Genomic DNA, 24,790 nt, shown 5'->3' with positions numbered 1-24,790 from the left:
AACTAATTCTGACAATCCACTGGACCGCCCGTATAAATAATCGATTGGTAGCGTCCTTGGTCTGTTTTAATTGTTACACAGTAGTTGGTTTTGCCTTCTAGCCAATAGCCGTAGCCCGAATTATCATTCTTGACCCATCGATAGCCCCGTTCTTTGACTGTGTTTTCTGCCTGTCCCGCCCTTGCCCCCACTAAATCACGCAACCGAGGAACGGTAGTACCCACTTCAGGCTGACGCCTAGCAGCAGTATTACCATTTGTGTTACCTGAGTTTTGTCCGTTGCCAGATGTATTCCAATAGACATAAATCGACTCAGTGGCAAAGCGATAAATCTGTCCCTTGTCGCCCAGTCCAGCTTGTCGATAGGCAGCACGACCATTTTGATCGCGATAATTGCCGGGTTGATTACCCACAGGGCGAAGGTCATAGCTACGACCATTTTTCAGTTGAATGCTAACCGCCCCCTGCCGTTGGGAAAACGAACAGGGAGCAGAGGATGTGGCGCGGTCTTGTCCTTTTGGGTAGACATCGCAACGGGCATTCACGGTATCGGCTTTGACAGATACGGGAAAACTTACTGAAGCGATCGCTAATGCTACCGCTAAAAACGAATTTGAAGATTTGATCGCCATAAAACTCCTAAGTTATGACAACGAAGATGACATTTTATATCATCCCCTAAATGTACGTTTGCTAGTTGACATTTGCAAACCCTTCTTAAATGGACAAGGGGGACAAGGGAGAAATTAATTTCCAATGCCCAACACTTTGACTTCTCTACGAGACGCTACGTGTAGCTTGCTTCCCCGTAGGGGTACGCTCAGTACAAGTGCCCCATCCCCTTATTTTTCGTTTTTATGTCTTTTCTTATAATTTTGTTAAGTAAATTAAATCTAGCAGGCCATGACCAGATATGATCGATTGCGGGTTTTGTAACTAAGTTATTGAATTTTTCAAGACAATTGGGAGGAGAAGAGGAAAAATGTTTGACGCCGTGTCTGACTTGTTTAACGCTTTTACCAGTATCAATTGGGAAGTTATTTTCCAATTGCTGTCCGTGGCGCTAATTGTGATTGCTGGGCCAGCGGTAATCTTTTTGCTGGCATTTCGCAACGGCAACCTATAATAGTGCTGAGTGCTGACTAAGGAGTTGATAGTTAAGAGTTAGGAATGAGAAGTTAATTCATAATTCATAATTCATAACTCATAACTCAGCACTCAGCATTGATAACGCCTGAAGGGCAACTTGAATAATACTGTCATACTGTGGTTGAGAAATATCAACTTCTTTGGCGTTTTGACGATTAGTGCCCAGCAAACCGATTGTATGTCCTGGCTGCATGGCTAAAACTTTGCCTTCAGAATTTTTAATTCTTAATTCTGCTTCAATACCGTTTTTATAGAAACCACAAGCATAATGTCGCTTGTTGTATTCAAAAGTTGTGCTTGATGGGCTAGGTGGCGAAGCAAAAAATTGTTGAACCTGAATTGGCAGTCTAACACCTATTAACTCTAGCTCGATGGTGGTGTTACCGTTAAAGTAATTTTCTCGCAGTTTGTAAGCGACATCGACTCGCGATGGTAAGCGGAAATAGTCGCCCCAACGCCAAGCGATCGCTTTAATTTTGTACTCCTGATTATCAATAGTTTGAGCAATTGTCAGTTTAATGTGACCCTTACCAACGATTTTTTGCTCAACCACTTGAACATTAGGTGTCCAAAAAACTGGATCGGGGTTGTCCATACCGCAGGGGTGTAGAGCATTAAGCTGTTGATAAAGCTGCTGATTGATTTGATTGAGGTTGACTTTGGCATCAATTTTTAAGAGAGGCTTGAGATGCTGGGGTTGAAGACACTGGTTAGCAAACTCAATCAAACGCGATCGCAACACCTGTAAATTCTCTGCTGGTAGAGAGAATCCTCCGGCTGCTTTGTGTCCGCCAAATTTCCCTAGTAAATCGTGACAATATTCCAAAGCTTCAAATACATGAAACTCTGGAATTGAGCGTGCTGAACCGCGTATATGTTCCTCATCCTCATAAGTACCGATAAATACGGGAACACCGTAGCGTTCCACCAAGCGGGAGGCGACGATACCAATAACACCGTGATGCCAATTGGGTTGAACAACAATTAATACACGGTCTTTTTGTAGAGACGCAACAAATTCTGTCTCTACATAAGCGATCGCTTCTTGTTCAATTTGCTCACACATCTCCTGACGAGAGGCGTTGATTTGTTCGCACTGCATTGCTCTTTCTAGCGCCACCCCCATATCATCTGTAGTCAGCAATTCAATCACAGTCTGGGGATTACCAATCCGACCAATAGCATTAATTCGTGGCCCCAGGCGAAACCCGATGTCTTCAGGCTTGAGGGATTTTGGATTTTGGATTTTGGATTTTGGATTTTCTCCCTTGCTCCCCTGCTCCCCTGCTCCCCGCGCCCGCACGCCGCCTACCTGAATCAACGCCTGCACCCCAGCCAAGTTGGATTTGGGTAAATGCTGTAAACCGCGCTTCACCCAACGGCGATTCACGCCAGTTAAGGGAGCTAAATCTGCGATCGTTCCCAGTGTAAATAGTGCTAGCATCGGCTGGATCAAGCCTTTAGTCTCCCCTAGTTGTTGTGCTAGAGACACTGCCAAAATGTAGGCAACACCAACACCAGCAACACCCCGATAAGGTGAGGATTCAGCTATCAGTTTGGGGTTGAGGATAGCGTTAGCTGGCGGTAATTTTTGGGGGATATCATGGTGATCGGTGATAATAACTGCAAGACCAAGTTCTCTAGCTCTAGCAACTGGTTCAAACGCAGATATGCCATTATCTACAGTCAGAATTAATCCTACACCTTCGCTATGAAATTCTTCAACTATGCGTTTATTAATACCGTAACCTTCGTGCATCCGGCTGGGGATAGCATAATCTACTTGTGCGCCTAAAGTGCGGAGACTACGCAAAAGTAGAGCAGTGCTAGTCATTCCATCAGCATCGTAATCACCGCAAATAGCAATTTTTGTTTGAGAGGCGATCGCATTTTGCAACAACTCCAAACTAATCGCCAAATCTGGGAATTCTTCCAACGGCGAAGGTAAGACTAAAGACTCTGGAGCTAAAAATGCTTGTACCTGTTCTGGTGTTTCCATACCCCGATTAATCAACAACTGGCTGATAATGGGGGAAATATTAGTCAAAACCGCCAGCTTTTGGGCAAATTCTGGTTTCTGCGGATAAATTTGCCAGCGCTGATTAGGTAAGCGCCTGCTAGGTTTTGAGAGTTCAGATACAGGTCGGTCTAGCACAATAAAAGTTAGGAGTTTTTAGTTATGAGTGTTGAATTGAAAGTTGTTTCTTAACTCATTACTAATAACATTATTTACTATCTAAAACACGTTTATCCTGCCATCATCCATAATATATAACGAGCGATCGCCCGGAGAGCGCGAAGTCGGACGGAGTTCAAGGCGCAATGTGCCAAAGTTAGGTTTCGAGACAATTGCTTGTAGTGATAAACCCTTTTCACTCCAAAATATCAAAGATGTATTTGGTTCTGTACCTTCTATTTGTTCTAAATTTAATTTCTGCCCTGAACTCAAGGATATTGCATCAGTCCCAGAGGGTTTTTGCATTTTTATCAGGTTAGGTGTGCTATTTACGACTTTAACCCGGATGTGTTGCCCAGGTGTAAACTGAATTGGGTGCGACCCACACTTAGACGCACAAGTTCGAGCTAAGGTAGCACTGGGGTTATTGACTGATGCTACTAAAACGGTAGCTGCAACTAAAGCAAATGATAGAGGATTAAAAATAATACACAGTATAAATATTTAAAACGAATTCTACTTTAATTAAGTACTGTCAAGCTTCAGCATATTTTCCTGAATTAAGCTGATTAGTTCTTCCATGTTTCCTGTTCCCTACCTCTACGAGTGATTTTAGGAATTAAACCGGATTGCTATAAGAAATTGAAAACCTGGTGTGATTTACTCAATTTACTTGCAGCATGATCTGATAATTCTTCGTATAAATAATAGTGGGAGTTATCGTATGCTTAATGACACTGCGAAACCTTAACGCTTTACGCCCGACTTTACCCTCACCTTATAATGTATCCTTCCCTGTTTCTCTGGATGCCTCTGTTTGCGGCTTACAGAGGACATTGCATGATTCGCGTCAAGACACGTCCGTTTGTAATTATGACACTCGTAACTATTTTTCTCAGATTGAGGGGGCTGTTTTTTGAGCTTAGTGGCGATCGCATGTTCTTAATGGAGTTCAAATCCAATGCAACGACGACAATTTACGCACAGCAACTTCCGGAACTCTACTTAAAGTGGAGAACTTCAAAAGCAGACATCTCTAACATTCCCCAGGAAATTTTTAATCCTCGTCAAGCTTTCGACACTGAAGGAAATTTGACACTGAAAAAATCAGAGCTAGAACCCGTCAAAAAACGTCTTCACAGACTCAATAACATCGCTGAATTTCAAGGGCTTTTGCGGATTGCTACCGCCTATGACGTTTGGCGACAAAATACTAAAGCTTTTTCGAGAAGTCGGTGGTTTTATGCTCTCAGCTTTGTTGGCATTGAGTAGTTTAATTCTGACGGTTCTAATTAGTTTTTTTGGTGTTCTCTTGTCGATCACGTGTTTGAGATCAGTAGTACTAATCCCCTGACTCCTTGATTTTCATGTAGCATTTTCTTTATTTCTTTATTTTTCCTGTTCGTCGTTCGTTGGATTGACCATAACGTTGAAGACGAGTGAATATGGAAGGTAAGTTAGTTGGCAGAGAACGGCAAAAAGTCATGCTGATTGTGGGCTTTGGATACATAACTCCCAAAATCTTCAATCGCCAGTCAATCTGCTTGACCATTGATTCAACGGCTCCAGAACCGATTGTAATAAGTCCAACATTTCATTGGAGCATAGCTTTAATTAAGTTTAGTGTTTAGTGCGATCGCTATTTTAGTTGGACTGGTATAGTCTTAAACAGAAATTTTCTGGATGTTTGCAATACAGAATGACTCCAAGACTTATATAGATTCAGCATAGTGCAATCGCTATTTTAGTTGGTCTGGTGTAAGCCTCAAGCTTCATTGATGCTATTCACAGAAAAACCCACAATCAAATATGAAAATGTCTTTCCCTAAACGCCGACTATTGCTTGGTAAAGCCGCCGTTTTTTGCAGCATGAACAAACCTCTATTCATGTACGAACTAGAACATTTGCAAATCTAGGTTATCAATTTAAATGATGACCAAATCGCCAACAAATTGTGCAATTATTAACCTGATATTAAGCGCAATGAAAATTTTTTAGTTTTTTGACAATTATCCAAGTTCCCAAAAACTGCAATTATGCTGACTACTCAAAATACCAAACACTCTAAGTCTTTATTTATTCCTTTCACAGGCATGAGTAAAACATTTTCTAAATTCTCACTTTTCCTGATTGTCCTTGCCAACATAAATCCTGTCTTAGCAGTATCTAAATACCAGAATACAGAGTTATCAAAACAAAAATTAGACTATCAAATAAATCCCCAAGGGATAATAGTTGCAGGATTGTTTGGTGATGTCACAAATTTTATTAATGACGTAGATAAAACAAGAGACACAATAGAAAGGCGTGACACACAGCGAAGAGAGCGGGAACGAAGATTAGAAGAAAAGAGAATAAGACTTGAGATGCAGCAACGAGAGCGGGAACAAAGATTACAAGAACGTCAAGCACGCCAGGAAGAAAGGAAAAGAAGACAAGAAGAACTTCAAGCAGCTCGCAAAGCGGCTACAGAAAGACAAATTCAGGAAGCTGAAAGAAGAAGACAGTATTTTGAGAGTCTGTCTCCAGAACAAAAACAAGCTTATATCAAACAACAGCAGGCAATCAAAAAAAAGCAAGCAGAAGCAAATTTGTTTATGTTAGGCCTGTTTGCAGAATTTTTAAACGGTGGTAGTGGAAGTAGTTCACAAGCGTCACCAGAACGTAACGATCTCGAAGAATTACGAGAGCAACAAAGGATTAACGAGCGCCAGCGACTGCCCGAACAACCTCAGCCCGCTTCTGCTCCCATTGAACCAATTGGTGGTAATAATGGTCTTTACGGAAGCTGTCATAGTTCCGATTGTCGATAAAGCTTCTATACTCCGAGCGGTTAGCTATTAGCTATTAGCCAAAAACTAACAAAATAGAGGCTAATGGCTATTTAATAAGTCTAATTTTTAACCGTTGTTAGTATATATTGAATATTTTGTACGCTTTGGGTAAAGCTGAAATCCAATCTTTAACTTACCATCAGCATATTCATAATTAGCCTGATTATCAGGCTAATTATATTCTCTTCATTTGAATATTTGAATAAGCATATTTTATTCAGAATATTGGGAGCCAAACTTATGAAACAAATGCTAACCGCCTCCGGAGGAGTCTTTTTCGCGATCGCTATTTTAATTGGTTTAATGTAAGCCTCTATAAAAATTTATTCACCACTTGCAGCACAGAATAACTCTGAGACGTATATAAATTGTGAAGGATACGAATAGGATTTTCAATAATGATTAAGTCATACTTGCAAAAAAATAGGTCTACAACTCTAGGAATTATAGGACTTTCTCTAATTGGTAATGCCTTATTGCCACTATTCGTAACACTGCGCGAACATTGAGGTTGGGGTATGTCGTTCTTTGCCACTTTTCAAAAAATTTCATGAAAAAACTTGTTGCAAATCATTGTTCACACTTGATTTAGGCAGTTTTTATCCCATTTCATGAAAATCTTGATATATGTAGATGATTTACAGTAAGGTAGCACAGCTGTGCTACCTTACCAAGGTATTTCTAAGCTGTTCCACATTTAACTTGCATATATTGGGCGCTCGTGTCGCCAACGCCATAAGAAATGTACAATTTCAGATTATGCAAACTAGATATGGTTTAGCTTATCGGGACTTAAAGTGAAACGGTATTACCGCTCTTTTTTTGTTTTTGTGAGAAATGCAAGCTCATCAAAGACACTATGCCCAACCTTGCTTCCTCAAAGGGGTACACGAGTAAATATGCAATTTTTCATACATTAAAGCTCTAAGCTATTATGTCTCTTTAACCGAAGCGTCCACTGATATAATCCTCAGCTTCTTTGGTTTGAGGAGAACTGAACATTTGCGCTGTAGGATTAAACTCAACTAATTTTCCGCGACGTTTGCCATGCTCGTCAATTTCTGTATTGAAGAAAGCCGTGAAATCTGCCACTCTAGAAGCTTGCTGCATATTGTGTGTCACCATAATGATGGTGTATTGCTGCTTGAGTTCTAAGCAGAGTTCTTCGACTTGGCGGCTAGAAATTGGATCGAGAGCAGAACATGGTTCATCCATCAATAATACATCTGGCTTCATGGCGATCGCTCTTGCAATGCAAAGTCGTTGCTGTTGTCCGCCAGATAATGCAGTTCCCTTCTCTTTGAGTTTGTCTTTGACTTCATCCCAGATAGCAGCGCGTCTGAGGGAATCTTCCACCAATTCATCGATGTTACCTTTATAACCGTTAGCACGCGGCCCAAAGGAAATATTTTCGTATATTGATTTGGGGAAAGGATTCGGTCTTTGAAAAACCATTCCGACTTGGCGGCGTAATTTTACAGAATTTATCTTCGGATCGTAAATATTGCGATCGCGATAATTCAGTCTCCCTTCTACCTTAGCTCCAGGGATTAAATCATTCATCCGGTTGAAGCAACGCAGTAAGGTACTTTTACCACATCCTGAAGGCCCAATAAAAGCAATAATTTGCTTTTCAGGAATCTTTATATAAACATCTAAAAGTGCCAAAAATCCCCCATAGTAGACCTTCACACCTTCAACATTGAATACACCCTTGTCTTGGTCGATTGTGGCACTATCTGATTGACTTCTACTATTGCTATAAGTCATTTGGCTGTTCTCCTAATATCCGTGAATGTATCCAATTAGATATTTAATTACCTAATTTATTGAGAAGCGTTGTCGAATATAAATTGCCACACCATTTAAAACTAAAATCAAGATTAACAACGCAATAATTGTTGCTGCTGCTGCACTAGCAAAACCCGGTTCCGGACGAGTGATATAACTATAAATTTGAATGGGTAATGCCATAAATCTCTGAAACAAACCAGGGTTAAAGGTGAGAAAACCCACAGCACCTACAACAATCAGAGAGGCTGCATCACCAATAGCGCGGGATATAGAGATAATTACCCCCGTCAAAATAGCAGGAACAGCATAGGGCAACACGTGACTGCTGATAGTTCGCCATTTTGTGACACCTAATCCGTAAGAAGCATTTCTCAGGGAATCTGGGACAGCGCGAATTGCTTCTCTAGCTGTCACAATAATTACTGGTAAAGACAACAAAGATAAAGTTAATGCACCGGAAATCAAAGCGGGGCCAAACCCAAGCAAATAATTGAAAACTCCTAAACCCAGCAATCCATAGACAATAGAAGGCACACCCGCCAGATTACTGATATTAATCTCAATAATCGCTGTCCACCAAGCTTTAGGTGCATATTCTTCTAGATATAAAGCTGCTCCAACACCAACTGGGACAGTTACTAAAATCACAACAGCTCCTAAAAGCATACTGCTGATAATCGCAGGACGAATACCACCTTGCTCAGGAAAACGAGAAGGAGTTTCTGTGAGAAAGCCGGGTGATAAAAATCTGCCTAATCCATCTTTCAAAATATCAAAAAGTAGCAATGCTAGGATAAATAAACCAATTAGCAATCCTAACAAAAAAAGTACTTCAAATACTTTCCCTAATTTATCCCTACTCTCAACATTATCGGTAAATTCTGCCGCAGATTCTAAAGAATCATCTTGTTGATAACTTGTAGCCATATCTATTTAGTCGTATTTTTCTTTAAAGCGATTAGCAATCCAGTAACTAACAATATTCAAAGCAAGGGTAAGTAGAAACAGAACAGCGCCTACAGCATATAATGTCTTGAAATTGAGACTACCACGCGGACTATCTCCACCAGAAATTTGTGCCATATAAGCTGTCATTGTTTCTATTGATTCCGCAAAATTAATAGTTAGTCTTGGTTGTTGTCCGGCGGCGATGAGGACAGTCATTGTTTCACCTACAGCGCGAGAAATACCCAAAATAATTGAGGCTATGATTCCAGAAAGTGCGGCTGGTAGAACTACTTTAAAAATGGTTTCTAGTTTAGTGATACCTAAAGCATAAGCTCCTTCTCGCAAAGAACGGGGAACTGCTCGGATAGCATCTAAGCTGATAGAACCAACAGTAGGAGTAATCATTACGCCCATCATTAACCCCGCACTCAAAGCGTTGAATATTTCCAGAGGGATAAAATTTCGCAGCAATGGTGTAAGGAACAACAGCGCAAAGTAACCATATACTACCGTTGGTATTCCTGCCAAAAGTTCCACTGCTGGACGTAAAATTGCCGCAACTTTAGGTTCAGCATATTCACTCAAATAAATAGCAGAAGATAAACCTAAAGGAATAGCAACTGCCATAGCAATAGCTGTAGTCAAGAAAGTGCCATTAATCAATGGCCAAACGCCAAAATGTTTATCAGCAAATAGAGGTGTCCATTTAGTATCAAGAAAAAATTGGGCAAAGGAAACTCCTTGGAAAAAACCGAATGTCTCCTGAAAGATAATTACAACAATCCCAAAGGTAGTTAAAATGGGGTACAACATAAGGTAGTTTTGTCCCATTTTTTCCTGCTAAAATTACTTCATTCTCGTAGTTGATTAAGACATCACCCTGATTTTGTTGGAAAAATAAATTACTAGCTTCACGAGCATCTTTCGTCAGAATAGGAGTGTTTTTATAAACTTTAGTGACGTAATCTAACGCTGTCGCTTCGTCACCTCCGGTTAGACTCACGGAACCCCAAAAAGCCAAGAATTCCCAGATAGCAATACCAGAAGTTTTTGGGTTAGCAGCAATCACTTTTACGCCATCTTTTGCTAAGTCTGCCCAAGTATTGATGCCTTTGGGATTGCCTTCGCGGGTGATGATCGCAGCAACCGATTTACTAACAATACCATTTCTCGGAGCTTTGGTTTCCCAACCCGATTTAATCAAACCTGCAAGAGCAATTTTGCTGACATCCAGAGGAAGTGCCAAATGTACTATATCTGCTTCTTGCGAACCAGCAATTACAGCCGCCGCTTGAGCGCCAGAACCCCCATAACTTTGCTCAAATGTGACGTTTTGGTTATGTTCTTGCTTCCACTTTTCTATAAATTTGGGAATTATCTGGTCATGAGCTGCTTTGGTGACAGAGAAAGAAACGAGTTTCAGCTTGACATCATTTTTGCTAGCTGAACTGCTTCCAGAGCAGGAGGCAACTGCTATACTCAAAAAAGTACTGACTAAAAACAGACTCACAAAGCTTTGCACAGTGTGTCCATTCAACCAACTTTTAATTGTCTGTTTATACGATTGTATAGTCTGCAAAGCTTTCATGGCATAAGCCTGCATTCCCTCAGTTAGGAATTTACTTAATTGTGTCAGTTGTTGCGACTTGCTCATCAGAATACACCCCTAAATCTACGGTATTTCTAGACGAATACCGTAATTAAAAGAATTATAGGATATATAGAACATTAGTTCTCATCTGGCTGCAATTTTTTTTATTAAGTCAGGATTTGATCATCAAAGTAGCAAAAGTAGAGTCTAAGCTCTGTGTTCTGCCCAACCCCAAAAAGCTGATTTATTTACAGCCTACATAGGTTATTTGTGTATAGAATTGCCACAACAATTTGTTGGTAAGAATTGGGAAAAAGCGAAAATTTTTCCCCCTTTTGTGCATAAAAGAGCAAGACCACTGCAACTTCACAGACCCAGAATCTCGGATTATGATAAATAGCAGAGATTAGGGATTTAACCAACATTAGTTGAGTTGGTGACTTAGGCAATTCTGAAAAATCGATATAATTCGTAAGACAGCTATAAGTATCTTCACTAGTTATTGCGTTGTCTACTCTACCCGTATTGTCACAACCAGCTTAGGATAGACTAAAAGCACTTTTTGCGAAAAATGGTAGAAAAAATCACAGCTGTATTTAATGGTAAAGTGTTCTATCCGGCTGAACCGATCGCACTGCCAATCAATACCCGCGTGCGAATCAGTATTGAAATTTTACCGCCAGGTGAACATGAAACGGTATCATTTCTGCAAACAGCGCGATCGCTCAACTTAGATGGGCCACCTGACTGGTCTACCAATATAGATAAATCTTTGTACACTAAGTAAACTTTCCATGCATTCTGAAGTCTTTCTTGATACATCATTTGCCATTGCCTTATCTGCACCGAGCGATCGCTTGCATGACCGAGCCTTACATCTGGCTAAAATGTTACAAGCGGCAGAAACCCGTTTGGTGACAACACAGGCGGTGATGTTGGAAATTGGCAATGCCTTATCCCAACGACCTTATCGTCAGGCGGCAATCATATTATTAAATTCTCTAGTAGCAGACTCCAAAGTTGAAATTGTTCCTCTCTCCCAGGAACTCTACGAACGTGCTTTCGAGTTATATCGGGAACGAACAGAGAAAGAATGGAGATTTGGGGATTGCGTATCTTTTATTGTGATGCAATATAGCGGAATCACTGAAGCACTAACTGCTGATGAGCATTTTCAACAAGCAGGCTTTCGAGCATTACTGCGAGAAAATTTACCTTAAAGATTGGGGATTAGGGACTGGGATTAAGTATTGAGAAAATGAATATTTTGGAGGTGGAAAGAAGTCGGGAATCAGAAAAATCTACAACTATCAGTTTGCGATCGCGATTTTATGACTATTAGACATCTACGAATAGGGATTGATTTAGTAGGGATACCTTATCTTCATTCATAAAAATCTCTACTGGTAGTTTGGAAAGTTCTATTGTTATTTCATGGAGCAAGAATTACTATCGCCACAAATTGGTGGAAACCAATAGACATAGGAGTGAAATTAAATATGCGTTATCCAGAACCTTTGTATAAATGTAGCAGTGCTACGTCTCTACATTCTTTCTCACTTTTATGTCTATTGAAAAATTTAACGAAAGGTGTTAATATATACCTCCAATTCCGTACCTAAAGTGAGAAAAGAGGGCTAATTATGATTAAAAAACCACAAAGTTGTTTATGGTTAGTGTCACACCAGCAGATAATTGTGCAAATTTTACCTGAGTAAACCCAGACGCACTGCCATCTTGATCAAAGAACAATGCACCTGTAATATTGTCATAGATAAATCGTTGATTGCTTGTCGTTGCAGATGTTCCAATTCTAAATTGACTTTTCTGAAGCGACCCTATTGATAACTCGCCACCAAAATTAGCAGCCGATACCTGAATCAATTCATTAGTCGCGTTGAAGTCATAAAGTCTATCAACACCTCCACCGTAACCATTGAAAGCAAAGGTATCAGTACCAGCTCCTCCATAGAGGCTATCATTACCAGAACCACCTGTGAGGTAGTCATTGCCATTACCACCTATGAGGGTGTTCTTACCATATGCCTGAGAGGCTGTGAGAGTATCATTACCATCGCCTCCAGAGAGGAGATTATCGCCTGATGAATAATCAACAATCAAGCGATCGTTACCTGCTCCCCCATCTATCGTATCATTGCTATCACCATAGCCCCCGCCGAGTGTATCATTGCCATTGTTGCCAATAATATTGTCATTGTAGGCTGTACTTGAGATATTTAATCGTTCGATATTCTTGTAGCTAACCCGACTTGTGCCTGCGGTAATTGTTCCAATGTTAGTAGTGGCATTGAAAGTGGTTGTAATACCCCCAGTAGCATTGCTGTAATCGACGAATAACACATCGTCACCTTTACCCCCATCGATCGTATCTTTGCCACTAGTGCCCGGGGAGAGCGTATCATTCCCACTATTGCCAACAATATTGTCATTGTAGGCTGTACCTGAGATATTTAATCCTTCGATATTCTTGTAGCTAACCCGACTTGTGCCTGCGGTAATTGCTCCAATGTTAGTAGTGGCATTGAAAGTGGTTGTAATACCCCCAGTAGCATTGCTGTAATCGACGGACAACACATCGTCACCTGTACCGCCATCGATGGTATCTTTGCCACTTGTGCCCGTGGAGAGCGTATCATTACCATTGTTGCCAACAATATTGTCATTGTAGGCTGTACCTGAGATATTTAATCGTTCGATATTCTTGTAACTAACCCCATACTTGCCCGCCTCAATCGATCCAATGGTAGTAGTAGGATTAATTGTGGTTATGATCCCCCCTGTAGCTAACGTGTAATCCACAGACAACAAATCGTCACCTTTACCCCCATCTACCGTTTGAGTCACTAAATAAGAGGGGGCAGTATCTGGAAATGTGGGGCTTAGAGAGAAGGAATCATTGCCATCGCCCCCAGAGAGGAAGTTACTGCCTGTTGAATGTTCAGCCCCCAATGTATCGTCACCAGCACCACCGTTGAGGGTGTTATTGCCTGAGGAGGAGAAATAAAGGCTGCCACCGCTGTACTCGAAAAGATAGGCAGAGATGGAGAGAGAATCATTGCCATCGTCCCCAGAGAGGAAGTTATTGCCTGTTGAATACTCAGCTCTCAAGGTATCGTTACCAGCGCCACCGTTGAGGGTATTATTGCCTGAAGAGCTAAAACTAGGACCCTCTCTATAAGTAGAAATGCCAGAAGTGGAGAGAGAATCATTGCCATCGCCCCCAAAGAGCAGGTTATTGCCGCTTTTTGGAGACTGAGCATTTAAGGTATCGTCACCAGCGCCACCATTGAGAGTGTTATTGCCTGAGGAGCTAATATTATAGGCCTCGGAAGCAGTAGGAAGGTAAGAGGTGGAGAGAGAATCATTGCCATCGCCCCCAAAGAGCAGGTTATCGCCTGTTGAACCGCTAGCGCTCAAGGTATCGTTACCAACACCACTGTTGAGGGTGTTATTGCCTGTTGATAAATCAGCATTCAAGTAATCGTCACCAATACCACCAACAAGGGAGTTCTTGCCCTCACCACTTTCTAGGGTGTCATTCCCCGCACCACCAATGAGAGTATCATTCCCTGCGCCACCTCTTAAAATGTCGTTGCCACTCAAGCCATCAATTTTGTCATTACCGCCCTGACCATTAATGACATCATCTGAGTTGTCTAAACCCACAATATTGTTGGATAGGTCATTGAGGAAAGTCACCGTGTTATTGATGCCAATGCTAGTATCAGTGGAGTTGGCATCGAGGACATTAAAACTGTCCGTGATGCTAGTTTGCCCATCAAACAGGATATTACCGATAGCTGATGTTGCTCCAGAAGCTTTCAGGTTCTCCAAGTTTTCTAATTTGAAGTTTTGCAGGATGACTATGGTGGCATCAGCCTTACCTTCGGCATCAGTCTTACCTTCAAAGCTGATTTCCAGATTGTTGCCATTCTGGGTGAGCAGCAGATTTTGGGCAGTGAAGCCATACCCCCGGAAATTTAGAGTGTCCACTTCGGCAATGACTGCTGCTGTCGGGTTTATTCCTTTACCTACGCCACCAAAATCGGTGATGATATAATTGTTGTAGGAATAGTAGACAAATTCATCCTTGCCGCCTCCACCAGTCAAGGTGTCGTTGCCACCGCTACCATCTATGGTATCATTGCCTGCTTTACCGTTAATCGTGTCCGAGTCACTACCACCCATTAAGGTATCATTACCGTTGGTTCCAATGATATTTGTCATAACTTTTACCTGACTAAATCGATTTTTTCAGTAACTTCAGTTCTCAGCCTTGAGTTGAGTGCTGTTTTCAGGCACAAAAACTCACCGAAATTTGATGTTTTCGGCATACTTTCTACGTCAACTTTGAGGTTCAACAAATTTCTCGAAGATTCACCTTATTCCAAGACTTGTACGTAGCACTGAATCTAACTATCTTAAACATCTAAGTCTTGAGCACTGTACAAATTCATGAAGGTGTGTGTATCAGGATAATTGGTCATTTCAGGCTAAATTAATCATCCTTATCCACTAGAAATCATTAAACAAGGATCGAAAAATTCAGCTTGAATGCCTAAAACCCATCCTTCATGTTTGGTTTTTGCCAGCGCCTAAGTCCTACTAGAAGAGAAAATGGTTAACAGTTAACTGTTGACGGTAAAGAGATTTTTATACTCTCCTTATGGGCTATTCTGTGTGGATGTCTAGCTTGAAAATAGATAATATCTGAATAATCTCGCAATAACTACACAGTAAATATATTACTTAGATATCCATGCGGAAATAGTCATCTTTGCATACTCTTCACATTTGACAAATGACAAACTAAAAAATGAGGATAAATGATGGATGCTTTGGTCAATCAACATCAGGAACTTTGCACTGTACTTGAGTCTCATGCTCTTACAGGACTTACGCACGGGTTATGAAAGAACAAACCACAGAGACACAGAGTACACGGAGGAATGAGAGTTTGAAAGGTTTTTTGCGTAAGTCCTATCTTAAATACTGATTAGACGGCCAGGGATTCCCCAGTCCCCAATTAAAACCCTTATTGTTTCGTTACAATCGGCATGTGCATTAGGCATTCAAGAGTTATCAGCCATGAAATTGATTTCCGATCCACCGATTCCTGTAAAAATTCAAAAGATGAAGGAACGCGTGCGGTGGATGCATCCAAGTTTTGTGCAACGGGGAATTGACCAAACCAGCATGGTTATTGACGATCGCAAACAGGATAATCCAGAATTTTCCTTTATGGTTATCGGTGATTCCGGCACCAAATCCCATTCTCAACACCACCCCCAACGAAAAGTTGCCGAACTGATGCTGACTCACCGCGATGATTGCAGTTTTGTTTTGCACACAGGCGATGTAATCTATGTGGTGGGTTCCCAAGAGTATTATTCAACAAACTTTATTGAGCCTTACCGGGAATTTCTTGTTGGTGGCGACAACCCGAAAGGCATTCCCTATGACCGCATGGTATTTAATCTGCCATTCTTGCCAGTACTCGGTAATCATGATTATTACGATGTGCCGTTGATGTATCGTTTATTTACTGGAACAACATCTTCATTACGTCGCCTGTTGCGCTACAAAGATATCGAGATTGGCTGGCATGGATCATATCAAGGTAATGCCTATGCACGGGCGTTTTTGGACTATACAGGGGCGATCGCTTCCCCACAAGAGTTAGAACGTCATTTAGATCAACACTATACTGCTAAGACTGACACAGGGCGCTGTTTGCGTTACGAACCTGGAAATTTTACCCGTTTACCCAATCGCTATTACACCTTTCGTTACGGCGGGATTGACTTTTTCGCACTGGATTCCAACACCTTTAATACACCATCACCCTTACCTACAACTCAAGAGGGAGAAATTTACCGCCGCCAATTGCAAAAGCGTCGCCAGGAAATAGATCAAGAAGAATTGCAGATTTTGGAAATATGCAATCGCCTCAACCCAGATAAACCCACCGAAGCAGAACAACTCGATGAACTTAGCGCCAAACTAGACCAAATAAACGAGATAAAAATTGATATTGAAAAACAATTGACATCTGATGAAATGCCTGCGATCGACTTTGAACAACTTGAATGGTTGCGAAGCAGACTAATTGAATCTTGGAACACCTCCGAGGTGCGCGGACGTGTAATCTTTTTCCACCATCCGCCCTATGTCACAGAAGCTACCAAGTGGGATCAGGCACAAACCTTGGCGGTTCGCCACCGCTTGCGCTGGGTATTTGAACAAGTGGCACAAACTCTTGGTTCTCTAATTAAAGAACGTCCCATCGTCGATTTAATTTTAAATGGTCACGCTCACTGTTTGGAGCATCTTTGCACAACTGATACCGGATTTGCTGACTCCCACATTAACTGCATTATCTCTGGTGGTAGTGGTCATCGTCCTCGCTATCAACGGCGAAGGGGGACTGAATTGATGGAGACTTTTACCGAAATTGCGGGTAAACCCACTCGGAAAGTTGCTGATTCAATGCTTTTTGTGGGTCGTCACGACTACAATTACCAGAACCGCTTGCCTTACTCATGTGTGCGGATTGATGTTCTGGATGGTAGTCCACCCAAGTTTATCATCAGACCGTTGGTTACTGAACGTATTAGAGATCAGTGGTATAACCGCGAACTTGAACCTTTTGTGATTTAAACAGAATGCGATCGCTGAGTGTCTACTTAGTGTCGTAAGCTGAAAAACAGTATCTACCAGCAATCATATTTTCTCTGTGTCACGCCAGTTGCTTCAAGTCGGGAAACCCGCCCAACGCACTGGCTTCTCTGCGCCTCTGCGGTAGCTTGCGGCAAGCCCTGTTGTGGTACTTGTTGCCACCACCTCTGCCATGATGAACAGAAGTCGTCTACATCATAGAATATCTGGATGATATCGAGGCGAGATACAATAGTGGACACAGCCAAGACCCTCATTTTTATTTTAGATATTCTTAGTCTTGGCATTTTTTTGTGACTTTTTTGCTGATTCTCAATCAATCGTAGCGATCGCCCATATTTAGCTCGTAAAAATACCTTTACCAAACAAAACTTACGCACGAGTTACGGAATAACGAACCGCAGAGGCGCAGAGGCCACGGAGAAATCAGAGTTTGAGGGATATTATGCGTAAGTCCTACCAAATTTTAGAGACACTCTGATCTAGCCTTGCACAATTATCTGAAGTCATGGTTTTTGCAAGCGTTTATATCCTAATCTTGAATAGAGTTTTGATAATTTCAGATTATGGCAGGACACAGTAAATGGGCAAATATTAAGCGCCAAAAAGCTGTAGTAGATGCAAAAAAGGGAAAAACCTTTACTCAGTTATCCAGGGCGATTATCGTTGCTGCTAGAAGCGGCGTACCAGATCCGGCGCTGAATTTTCAACTTCGCACAGCAATTGACAAGGCAAAGGCTGCGAGTATCCCCAATGATAATATTGAACGAGCGATCGCTAAAGGTGCAGGTACTTTTGGCGGGGATAATGCTACCTTTGAAGCGATTCGCTACGAAGGTTATGGCCCTGGTGGTGTAGCGATTTTAATCGAAGCCCTCACAGATAATCGCAATCGTACTGCTGCTGACTTGCGTGTAGCTTTTAGTAAAAATGGTGGCAATCTTGGTGAAACAGGTTGTGTTAGCTGGATGTTTGACCAAAAAGGCGTTTGTATGGTGCAGGGTGTGATTGACGAAGAACAGCTTTTAGAAGCATCTCTTGAAGGCGGTGCTGAGTCTTATGAGATGACTGAAGATGATATGGCGGAAATATTTACTGACATTGCAAATTTAGAAACCCTTAGCCAGACTCTCAAAGATCAACGCTTTCAGGTGACTGATGCCGAATTGCGCTGGATTCCCAGTAATAGTGCAGAAGTTACTGATCCGGATCAGGCGCGATCGCTTTTCAAGTTAATTGATACTTTAGAAGGCTTGGATGACGTGCAAAATGTCACAGCTAACTTTGAAATATCAGAAGAATTAATGGCTCTGAGCATTTCTTAATCAAAATTCACACAGGCATCATAGTCAAATAGCAGTTATTTGGATGAGGTTGAAAATGTTACACAAAGACGGGATATGTTATTTATGAGAAAGGCGATGTCTACGACGGGCTATGCCTACGCAAATCTGAGGTAATTAAAACTAATTGATATATCTTGTTTTATATCAAGTCCGGTTAATCACTTATAATTAGCGCATCTGTGCAAAAATCCCAAAAGCCTCTTTCACCGGACACGATATTAGAACTCGCTTGTGTGAAACTGATTTTCATAATTAGACTCTTCAGTACCAAGTAGCTTGTCCCAGAACGTGAAGTACAATCCGTAATGCACCATGTACTTGCGATGATGTATTGAATGATGCATACATCCAATGAACCATTTTCCTAACCCTGAAGAATATAAACCAAGAGAACCAGAATGAGTGATTAGTCAATTTAAATTTTCCTCTTTTTAGTCGAGATAATCTTTTTAAGAATCCATCTTGCTTTTGCCTTACCCAAAGGGCAGATAAATTATTTGTCATCTTTACAAAAAACTGGGATGTTCCCTGTTACATCTAACTTGGAAATGGCAAATTATTTTATGGCAACGAGTATCATACAGCAAGGTATTTATTTAAAGTCATCTATCTTCAAATAGAGATAATTAAAAAATCACACAAAATATTCACACAAATTACAAACTAATGACATATCGCTAGTAGATAGTTAGGCGATTGGTTATTTGATGAGGAGTTTCAAATGAATAAGTTCGCTAAAGCCTTACTTTTGGCTCTAATGGTTGTTGCCCCTGTAGCCGTTTCTGCATCCACTACTCAAGCCAAAACTACTTCTAGCCCGACTACAACTTACGCAACTGCTAAAGTTGCCAAATCCAAGACTGCAAAACGGAAGCATCATAAACACCACCATCACGGCAAAGCTGTTAGAAGTAAATCCTTAGTTAAACAATCCGCACTTAAAAAACACGTTATTCCAACAAGTACAACTACGCCACCCGTAGCTACACCAACCACCCCAAATAACTAATTCAGGACTTACACATTGAAAACGTAAAACCTCGATCCTCTTTCAAAAGAGGGGATATTAAAAGTATCCTTTAAAAGTGAGTTGGGGAGTCTATTATGTGTAAACTTTCTAAGTATTGATAGAAGGAAATAACTGTCTATCGACTCATTTTTTGCAAAGCTACCAAACGTTTCCTTGATATATCCTTAATAATGAGATGACGTAGGCTATAGACCGTTATTCATGAGTATATTACTACTCAAATATTACTTCTATAGTTGCTGTCAACTTTCATATTTTGTAGTAGTTATATAACAAGTTTATTTTCTACTACTTTCTAACGACATACCATACAATTCATACCTGCTGTGATCCACAGCAGGTTTTTTTAATTAATAAATTTTTTAAAAATAATAGAATAGCCCTTATTAAGTCCAAAAATTAATTCTTGCTAATTGCCTAAAAAGCTTTATCGTTTTTTCTCTGTAGACTAATAATTTTTCAGATGTATATAGATACTAATATCGGCGAAAATCTCCATAAAAACTTCATATAAATAACAAGAAAACGACATGTGTCTTTGTCATATTTAATTCATGGGTTCACTACAGAAATGAAATCAAGGAAATCACATGAACAAGTTTGCTAAAAGTTTAGTTATAGCTTTAGTACTTGCTACTCCCATAGCCATTGCTGCACCAATGTTTCAAGCTACACCAGCTTCAGCGGCTGTTAGGCATCATTATAGACATCATCACAGAAGACATCACATTTACAAACATAAGTAATAATCTCCTGCTGTCAAACACAGCATATTTAATGATTAGTTACCCTTACTAGTAATAGTTGGTAGTAGCTCTGCAACAAAATTTATACTTTATTTATCTGCCAAATAAGTAAAGCTGTGTTACCTCGCTGTTGTCCTCAGTCATCAGCGGGGTTTTTCAATGTTTGCTTGCTGATCAGGACGCGATCGCGTCAAAATAAGAGTTAAGACGCTGTAACCTAACTTAACAATGGCCCTAACGCAGCTTAAGCAAATTTCCCCTCAACCAACACCGCCAAATGAGCGGGGATATGAATATGATTTGGTAATTGTCGGCGGTGGGATTATTGGGTTAACTCTAGCCTCTGCTTTAAAAGATTCTGGCTTGAGTATCTTGCTGATTGAGGCGAAAGTCGCATCAGCGGCGGTAGCTAAGGGACAAGCCTATGCAGTTCATATGCTTTCGGCGCTAATTTATCAAGGAATTGGAATTTGGGACAAAATGTTGCCTCAAATAGCCAAATATTGCCGAGTTCGTCTTTCTGATGCCGATTCTGCCAATGTGGTGGAATTTATTACAGATGATATAGGTATACCAGAGTTGGGTTATGTGGCGGAACACCAAGCGCTGTTGCAGCCTTTGCAGGAGTTTGTCCAAAATTGTCCAAATGTGACTTATCTGTGTCCGGCTGAAGTGGTAAATACACAGTACCAAAAGGATATAGTAGCGATAGATATTAAAGTTGCCGATCAGCTACAGACAGTCAAGAGCAAATTACTGATAGCAGCAGATGGGGCGCGATCGCCGATTCGTCAAGCTGCTGGGATCAAAACTCTAGGCTGGAAATATTGGCAGTCTTGCATAGTTGCATTTGTTAAACCAGAAAAACCGCACAACAACACCGCTTACGAAAGATTTTGGTCTAGCGGTCCCTTTGCGATTTTACCTTTACCGGGGAACCGTTGCCGCATTGTCTGGACAGCCCCCCACGAAGAAGCAAAAGCTTTATGTGCTTTAGATGATGAGCAATTTTTGGTAGAACTCACCCGTCGCTATGGCAATCAGATGGGGAAATTGGAATTACTAGGCGATCGCTTTGTATTTCAGGTACAACTCATGCAAAGCGATCGTTATGTTCTCCCCCGACTAGCATTAATTGGTGATGCGGCGCACAATTGCCATCCTGTCGGCGGACAAGGTTTAAATCTGGGGATTAGGGATGCAGCGGCTTTGGCGCAAGTAATCCAAGCAGCGCACCAAGCGGGTAAAGATATTGGCGATATTCAGATTCTTAAAGGTTATGAACGCTGGCGCCAGCTGGAAAATTTGACGATTTTAGGTTTCACCGATTTGTTAGATCGGATGTTTTCTAATAATTTCTTACCTGTGGTGGTGGTTCGTCGCCTGGGTTTATGGTTTTTGCAGCGAGTACCTGTATTAAGGGTGTTTATGCTGAAGTTAATGATTGGCTTGAAGGGGCGGACTCCAGAATTGGCAAAAGATAAACGCTACACTACAGCAGCTTGAAAAATCTGGTTTGGGGTGAGATTCAATTCGGGAAAAGTTTGGGAAACAATGCGATCGCTATCTCGATACTTACTGATCTGATATTCCCCATCAACTAAGTTACAAACGGTGATTGTCGGTTGTTTGGGGTTACCGATAAAATTACGTCCACCCAAGGCAGCATAATCGACAATCCAGTATTCTGGGATACCCATCTCTTCATACTCAGCATATTTTAAATAGTAATCGTCTCGCCAGTTGGTTGATACAACCTCAATCGCCAAAGGTATCGATGCACCTAAACTAACGGTAGATTCTTTTTTCCATAATTTTTCGTTTGCCAGATTTGCACGGTTTAGCACCAACACATCTGGGATGTAACCAGAATCTTTTTCAGGAGGTCTAACTATAACTTGGTTGGGCATGAAGTAGGGCAATCCTAGACGTTTGATTTCAACAGGAATTTCGATACCTAAAAAACCTTTAACTTCTTCGTGTTCCCCTACTGGTTGCGCCATCTCAACAATTTCTCCTTTATGTAGTTCGTAGCGGACTCGTCGATTTTCGGGTAGCCAATCGACAAATTCCTCAAAGGTTACTAGCTTGGGTATGGCTTGAGTCATGACTTTTGAGAATTACTGATGATAGAAATATTATCTCTAATCTAGGAGACTGCGGATAGCTTTTCCACCACGGTTTAGAGCCAGGGTATAAATCGTCCTAGTTTTCACATATTTGTGTCTGAATAATTCCTGTATTGTGTGGATGTCATAGCCATTTTGCAGTAAATTGGTAGCGAAACTCTGGCGAAATGTATGACAACCCACCTTTTTTTGAATACCAGCTTGATGAAGCGCTTGTTTTAATGCTTTTTGTCTTCTACTTTCATGGCTGCTTTATGTTCCCACCTTAAGGGAAAAGGGCATTCTATGTAAAGATTAGCAACGTTGATATCAAACAGCCACTAAACAGATGATTCAACAAAAATCCCCTATATTCCCTCATGGGCTAAGGCAAATCGGAGGCATCGTTGTTTTAGCGATCGCCTACTATGAAATGGCTGAAATTTCACGTCATCTTGCCTCCACACCGAACAATGTGACTCCAGTTTGGCCCCCAGATGGAATTGCTGCTGGGGCTGTTCTGTTGTTTGGTAACTGGATCGGGTACGGTGTTTTGTTGGGTTCATTTTTCGCTAACTTCTGGGCGTTCCGAGATCCAACAAGTTTATTATCCCTGGTGATTTCAACGCTGCCAGTTCTCTTCATTGCGATCGGAACAACCTTGGGGACTATCTTGGGTGCCTTCCTGCTGCGGAAAACTACCAACCTTCGCTATCCCTTAGAACGTGTCACCGACGTGTTCAAATTTTTGCTCTTAACCGGCATGGTGGGGCCAAGCATCAATGCAACTGTTGGAGTGGCTTGCTTGGCGTTGAGTAGTAAAGTTCCCTGGACAGCGTATGGGACAGTTTGGTTAACCTGGTGGATTTCTAATGTTTCGGGGATTTTTATCGTCACCCCGATTCTGCTTAGTTGGGGGCAATTCACTCAAAAAAAACGACATTCAATCTGGCAATGGTTATTCCTCAGTTCAACCTCAAAGGATTCTGAAAATCTCCTTCATATTCACCACTCAAGAGCAAACTCACGCCCTTTAAAATTCTGGTTAATCCTAGTAGAGCCATTTATCCTGATGGGGTTGGTCATTCTCATCAGCAAAGTTGCTTTTGGTGAGGGATATCACCTGGAGTATATGTTGATTCCGATGTTGATCTGGTCTGCCTTTCGACTGGGGCAACCGAGTACAATGCTGTTAACTTTTATTGTGGCTGCGATCGCTGTGATCGCAACTGTCAATGGCAAAGGTAGTTTTGTGACTAAGGATCTCGACCAATCTTTGATCCAACTGCAATCGTTTATCGGCGTGATTACACTCACCATTCTTGTGCTAACAGCGACGATCGCAGAACGAACACAAGCAGAAACCAAGCTGCGTTTAGCTTTTGCCGAATTAGCCAGAACCAATGAAACTCTGGAAGTTCGAGTTCAGCAGAGAACTGAAGAATTGAATGAAAAGAATACGACTCTGAAGCAAACTCTACAAACGCTTAAACAGACTCAATTACAGATGCTTCACAGTGAAAAAATGTCTGCATTGGGACAGATGGTCGCAGGAGTTGCCCATGAAATCAATAACCCGGTTAATTTCATTAATGGCAACTTAATTTATCTTTCTGAGTATATCCAAAATCTGCTGACAGCATTGCAAGCTTACCAACAGCACTATCCAAATCCACCTCTTGCCCTGCACGCAGAATTAGATAAACTTGAACTGGACTTTTTACAAGAAGATATTACCAAGATTCTTGAGTCCATGAAAATCGGTACCGAGCGGATTTCTACTATTGTATTATCCCTGCGGAACTTCTCGCGCTTGGATGAAGCAGGATTGAAAGCGGTAGACATTCATCAAGGGATTGATAGTACCTTGGTGATTTTGCAACATCAATTGCAATCGACAGCCAATCGTCCCCAGATCCAGGTTATTAAAGAGTATGCTCAGTTACCACTGATTGAATGTGATGCTGGCTCCCTTAATCAAGTGTTTATGAATCTTTTAAGCAATGCTGTAGATGCATTAGAAGAATCTAATCAGGGGCGTTCGTTCCAAGACATTTTAGCTAACCCCAATAACATCTGGATTCAGACTCGTCAAATCGATACAAATCAAGTGATGATTATGATTTCTGACAATGGAATAGGCATTCCAAAAGAGATTTGCTCTAAACTATTTGATCCTTTCTTCACCACTAAGCCCGTTGGCAAAGGCACTGGTTTGGGTTTGTTTATGAGCTATCAAATTGTGACCCAGAAGCATGGTGGTAATCTTTGGTGTGATTCCACACTGGGCCAAGGCACAAAGTTTGGAATTGAGATTCCTCTAAAAGCTAAGAGGATTGCGTAAGCAAAATTTAGATAATTTCGAGAA

The 24,790-nt window shown here is 41.2% G+C and carries 20 protein-coding genes and 4 pseudogenes; 12 read left to right on the top strand and 12 right to left on the bottom strand.

Features of this window, described 5'->3' with window-relative positions:
* Positions 1–2: 2 nt before the first annotated feature.
* Positions 3–632 carry a hypothetical protein gene (locus V7K46_RS15055; RefSeq protein WP_335114374.1) on the bottom strand — a complete coding sequence of 210 codons (630 nt, stop codon included), beginning with the start codon at positions 630–632 and terminating at the stop codon, positions 3–5.
* Positions 633–982: 350 nt separating this feature from the next.
* Here V7K46_RS15055 and psb30 point away from each other — a divergent pair, with 350 nt between their 5' ends.
* Positions 983–1,126 carry a photosystem II reaction center protein Ycf12/Psb30 gene (gene psb30, locus V7K46_RS15050; RefSeq protein WP_190939758.1) on the top strand — a complete coding sequence of 48 codons (144 nt, stop codon included), beginning with the start codon at positions 983–985 and terminating at the stop codon, positions 1,124–1,126.
* 78 nt (positions 1,127–1,204) lie between these two features.
* Here the strand turns inward: psb30 and V7K46_RS15045 are convergent, their stop codons facing one another.
* Both V7K46_RS15045 and V7K46_RS15040 read right to left on the bottom strand, forming a co-directional pair.
* Positions 1,205–3,304, bottom strand: coding sequence for a single-stranded-DNA-specific exonuclease RecJ (locus V7K46_RS15045; protein ID WP_335114372.1), 2,100 nt, complete (start codon positions 3,302–3,304; stop codon positions 1,205–1,207).
* An 81-nt stretch (positions 3,305–3,385) separates the two neighbouring features.
* Complete coding sequence (locus V7K46_RS15040) at positions 3,386–3,631, bottom strand: hypothetical protein (protein WP_335114370.1); 246 nt, start codon at positions 3,629–3,631, stop codon at positions 3,386–3,388.
* A gap of 534 nt (positions 3,632–4,165) precedes the next feature.
* Between V7K46_RS15040 and V7K46_RS15035 the strand changes: the two genes are divergently transcribed.
* From V7K46_RS15035 to V7K46_RS15025, 3 genes are all read left to right on the top strand, one after another.
* The gene (locus V7K46_RS15035; RefSeq protein WP_335114368.1) at positions 4,166–4,597 is read left to right on the top strand and encodes a hypothetical protein; all 432 of its coding nucleotides are present in this window, start codon (positions 4,166–4,168) and stop codon (positions 4,595–4,597) included.
* A 173-nt stretch (positions 4,598–4,770) separates the two neighbouring features.
* Entirely contained in the window at positions 4,771–4,956 is a 186-nt protein-coding gene (locus tag V7K46_RS15030; protein ID WP_335114366.1) for a hypothetical protein, read from the top strand.
* Between the two features lie 406 nt (positions 4,957–5,362).
* Positions 5,363–6,139, top strand: coding sequence for a hypothetical protein (locus V7K46_RS15025; RefSeq protein ID WP_335114364.1), 777 nt, complete (start codon positions 5,363–5,365; stop codon positions 6,137–6,139).
* Between the two features lie 963 nt (positions 6,140–7,102).
* Here V7K46_RS15025 and pstB read toward each other — a convergent pair.
* The 4 genes and pseudogenes from pstB to V7K46_RS15005 all read right to left on the bottom strand — a co-directional run.
* Complete coding sequence (gene pstB, locus V7K46_RS15020; protein WP_335114362.1) at positions 7,103–7,930, bottom strand: phosphate ABC transporter ATP-binding protein PstB; 828 nt, start codon at positions 7,928–7,930, stop codon at positions 7,103–7,105.
* Between the two features lie 51 nt (positions 7,931–7,981).
* A complete protein-coding gene (gene pstA, locus V7K46_RS15015) occupies positions 7,982–8,881 on the bottom strand; it encodes a phosphate ABC transporter permease PstA (protein WP_335114360.1) in 900 nt (299 codons plus the stop codon).
* A 6-nt stretch (positions 8,882–8,887) separates the two neighbouring features.
* Complete coding sequence (pstC, locus tag V7K46_RS15010) at positions 8,888–9,715, bottom strand: phosphate ABC transporter permease subunit PstC (RefSeq protein ID WP_335114358.1); 828 nt, start codon at positions 9,713–9,715, stop codon at positions 8,888–8,890.
* A pseudogene (locus V7K46_RS15005) lies at positions 9,696–10,556 on the bottom strand (sulfate ABC transporter substrate-binding protein); the annotation flags it as partial. The gene pstC and the pseudogene V7K46_RS15005, both read right to left, overlap by 20 nt.
* Positions 10,557–11,064: 508 nt before the next feature.
* Between V7K46_RS15005 and V7K46_RS15000 the strand changes: the two are divergent.
* A complete protein-coding gene (locus tag V7K46_RS15000; protein WP_335114356.1) occupies positions 11,065–11,280 on the top strand; it encodes a hypothetical protein in 216 nt (71 codons plus the stop codon).
* Between the two features lie 7 nt (positions 11,281–11,287).
* Complete coding sequence (locus tag V7K46_RS14995) at positions 11,288–11,713, top strand: type II toxin-antitoxin system VapC family toxin (RefSeq protein WP_298920324.1); 426 nt, start codon at positions 11,288–11,290, stop codon at positions 11,711–11,713.
* A gap of 427 nt (positions 11,714–12,140) precedes the next feature.
* Here V7K46_RS14995 and V7K46_RS14990 read toward each other — a convergent pair.
* A pseudogene (locus tag V7K46_RS14990) lies at positions 12,141–14,741 on the bottom strand (beta strand repeat-containing protein); the annotation flags it as partial.
* A gap of 861 nt (positions 14,742–15,602) precedes the next feature.
* Here V7K46_RS14990 and V7K46_RS14985 point away from each other — a divergent pair.
* Entirely contained in the window at positions 15,603–17,174 is a 1,572-nt protein-coding gene (locus V7K46_RS14985; protein ID WP_335114352.1) for a metallophosphoesterase family protein, read from the top strand.
* 134 nt (positions 17,175–17,308) lie between these two features.
* Here the strand turns inward: V7K46_RS14985 and V7K46_RS32060 are convergent.
* A pseudogene (locus V7K46_RS32060) lies at positions 17,309–17,434 on the bottom strand (IS982 family transposase); the annotation flags it as partial.
* 324 nt (positions 17,435–17,758) lie between these two features.
* Here V7K46_RS32060 and V7K46_RS14975 point away from each other — a divergent pair.
* Positions 17,759–18,517 (top strand): YebC/PmpR family DNA-binding transcriptional regulator, encoded by a 759-nt coding sequence (locus V7K46_RS14975; RefSeq protein ID WP_335114348.1) that lies wholly within the window; start codon positions 17,759–17,761, stop codon positions 18,515–18,517.
* Between the two features lie 239 nt (positions 18,518–18,756).
* Here V7K46_RS14975 and V7K46_RS14970 read toward each other — a convergent pair whose 3' ends face one another.
* The gene (locus V7K46_RS14970) at positions 18,757–18,945 is read right to left on the bottom strand and encodes a sterol desaturase family protein (protein ID WP_335114504.1); all 189 of its coding nucleotides are present in this window, start codon (positions 18,943–18,945) and stop codon (positions 18,757–18,759) included.
* Between the two features lie 314 nt (positions 18,946–19,259).
* Here V7K46_RS14970 and V7K46_RS14965 point away from each other — a divergent pair, with 314 nt between their 5' ends.
* From V7K46_RS14965 to V7K46_RS14955, 3 genes are all read left to right on the top strand, one after another.
* On the top strand, positions 19,260–19,547 hold the full coding sequence (locus tag V7K46_RS14965; RefSeq protein WP_335114346.1) for a hypothetical protein: 288 nt from the start codon (positions 19,260–19,262) through the stop codon (positions 19,545–19,547).
* A 611-nt stretch (positions 19,548–20,158) separates the two neighbouring features.
* Complete coding sequence (locus V7K46_RS14960; RefSeq protein WP_335114344.1) at positions 20,159–20,314, top strand: hypothetical protein; 156 nt, start codon at positions 20,159–20,161, stop codon at positions 20,312–20,314.
* Between the two features lie 228 nt (positions 20,315–20,542).
* On the top strand, positions 20,543–21,820 hold the full coding sequence (locus V7K46_RS14955) for an FAD-dependent hydroxylase (RefSeq protein ID WP_335114342.1): 1,278 nt from the start codon (positions 20,543–20,545) through the stop codon (positions 21,818–21,820).
* Here the strand turns inward: V7K46_RS14955 and V7K46_RS14950 are convergent.
* Together V7K46_RS14950 and V7K46_RS14945 are read right to left on the bottom strand one after the other, a co-directional pair.
* Positions 21,802–22,422: a Uma2 family endonuclease gene (locus V7K46_RS14950; RefSeq protein WP_335114340.1), complete on the bottom strand. Its 621-nt coding sequence runs from the start codon at positions 22,420–22,422 to the stop codon at positions 21,802–21,804. The two genes, V7K46_RS14955 and V7K46_RS14950, sit on opposite strands and share 19 nt — an antisense overlap.
* 36 nt (positions 22,423–22,458) lie before the next feature.
* Positions 22,459–22,665 (bottom strand): annotated as a pseudogene (locus V7K46_RS14945) (tyrosine-type recombinase/integrase); the annotation flags it as partial.
* Between the two features lie 106 nt (positions 22,666–22,771).
* Between V7K46_RS14945 and V7K46_RS14940 the strand changes: the two are divergent.
* Positions 22,772–24,766 (top strand): MASE1 domain-containing protein, encoded by a 1,995-nt coding sequence (locus tag V7K46_RS14940; protein ID WP_335114338.1) that lies wholly within the window; start codon positions 22,772–22,774, stop codon positions 24,764–24,766.
* Positions 24,767–24,790 lie beyond the last annotated feature (24 nt).

This window comes from Nostoc sp. (assembly GCF_036917395.1).
GTDB lineage: Bacteria > Cyanobacteriota > Cyanobacteriia > Cyanobacteriales > Nostocaceae > Nostoc.
This window is presented reverse-complemented; position numbering and strand designations above follow the sequence as displayed.

Bases quoted from the DNA above. Each gene is read 5' to 3' on its own strand.
- V7K46_RS15055 (WP_335114374.1), bottom strand. From the start codon at position 632: ATGGCGATCAAATCTTCAAATTCGTTTTTAGCGGTAGCATTAGCGATC.
- psb30 (WP_190939758.1), top strand. From the start codon at position 983: ATGTTTGACGCCGTGTCTGACTTGTTTAACGCTTTTACCAGTATCAAT.
- V7K46_RS15040 (WP_335114370.1), bottom strand. From the start codon at position 3,631: ATGCAAAAACCCTCTGGGACTGATGCAATATCCTTGAGTTCAGGGCAG.
- V7K46_RS15035 (WP_335114368.1), top strand. From the start codon at position 4,166: ATGATTCGCGTCAAGACACGTCCGTTTGTAATTATGACACTCGTAACT.
- V7K46_RS15030 (WP_335114366.1), top strand. From the start codon at position 4,771: ATGGAAGGTAAGTTAGTTGGCAGAGAACGGCAAAAAGTCATGCTGATT.
- V7K46_RS15025 (WP_335114364.1), top strand. From the start codon at position 5,363: ATGCTGACTACTCAAAATACCAAACACTCTAAGTCTTTATTTATTCCT.
- pstB (WP_335114362.1), bottom strand. From the start codon at position 7,930: ATGACTTATAGCAATAGTAGAAGTCAATCAGATAGTGCCACAATCGAC.
- pstA (WP_335114360.1), bottom strand. From the start codon at position 8,881: ATGGCTACAAGTTATCAACAAGATGATTCTTTAGAATCTGCGGCAGAA.
- pstC (WP_335114358.1), bottom strand. From the start codon at position 9,715: ATGTTGTACCCCATTTTAACTACCTTTGGGATTGTTGTAATTATCTTT.
- V7K46_RS15000 (WP_335114356.1), top strand. From the start codon at position 11,065: ATGGTAGAAAAAATCACAGCTGTATTTAATGGTAAAGTGTTCTATCCG.
- V7K46_RS14995 (WP_298920324.1), top strand. From the start codon at position 11,288: ATGCATTCTGAAGTCTTTCTTGATACATCATTTGCCATTGCCTTATCT.
- V7K46_RS14985 (WP_335114352.1), top strand. From the start codon at position 15,603: ATGAAATTGATTTCCGATCCACCGATTCCTGTAAAAATTCAAAAGATG.
- V7K46_RS14975 (WP_335114348.1), top strand. From the start codon at position 17,759: ATGGCAGGACACAGTAAATGGGCAAATATTAAGCGCCAAAAAGCTGTA.
- V7K46_RS14965 (WP_335114346.1), top strand. From the start codon at position 19,260: ATGAATAAGTTCGCTAAAGCCTTACTTTTGGCTCTAATGGTTGTTGCC.
- V7K46_RS14960 (WP_335114344.1), top strand. From the start codon at position 20,159: ATGAACAAGTTTGCTAAAAGTTTAGTTATAGCTTTAGTACTTGCTACT.
- V7K46_RS14955 (WP_335114342.1), top strand. From the start codon at position 20,543: ATGGCCCTAACGCAGCTTAAGCAAATTTCCCCTCAACCAACACCGCCA.
- V7K46_RS14950 (WP_335114340.1), bottom strand. From the start codon at position 22,422: ATGACTCAAGCCATACCCAAGCTAGTAACCTTTGAGGAATTTGTCGAT.
- V7K46_RS14940 (WP_335114338.1), top strand. From the start codon at position 22,772: ATGATTCAACAAAAATCCCCTATATTCCCTCATGGGCTAAGGCAAATC.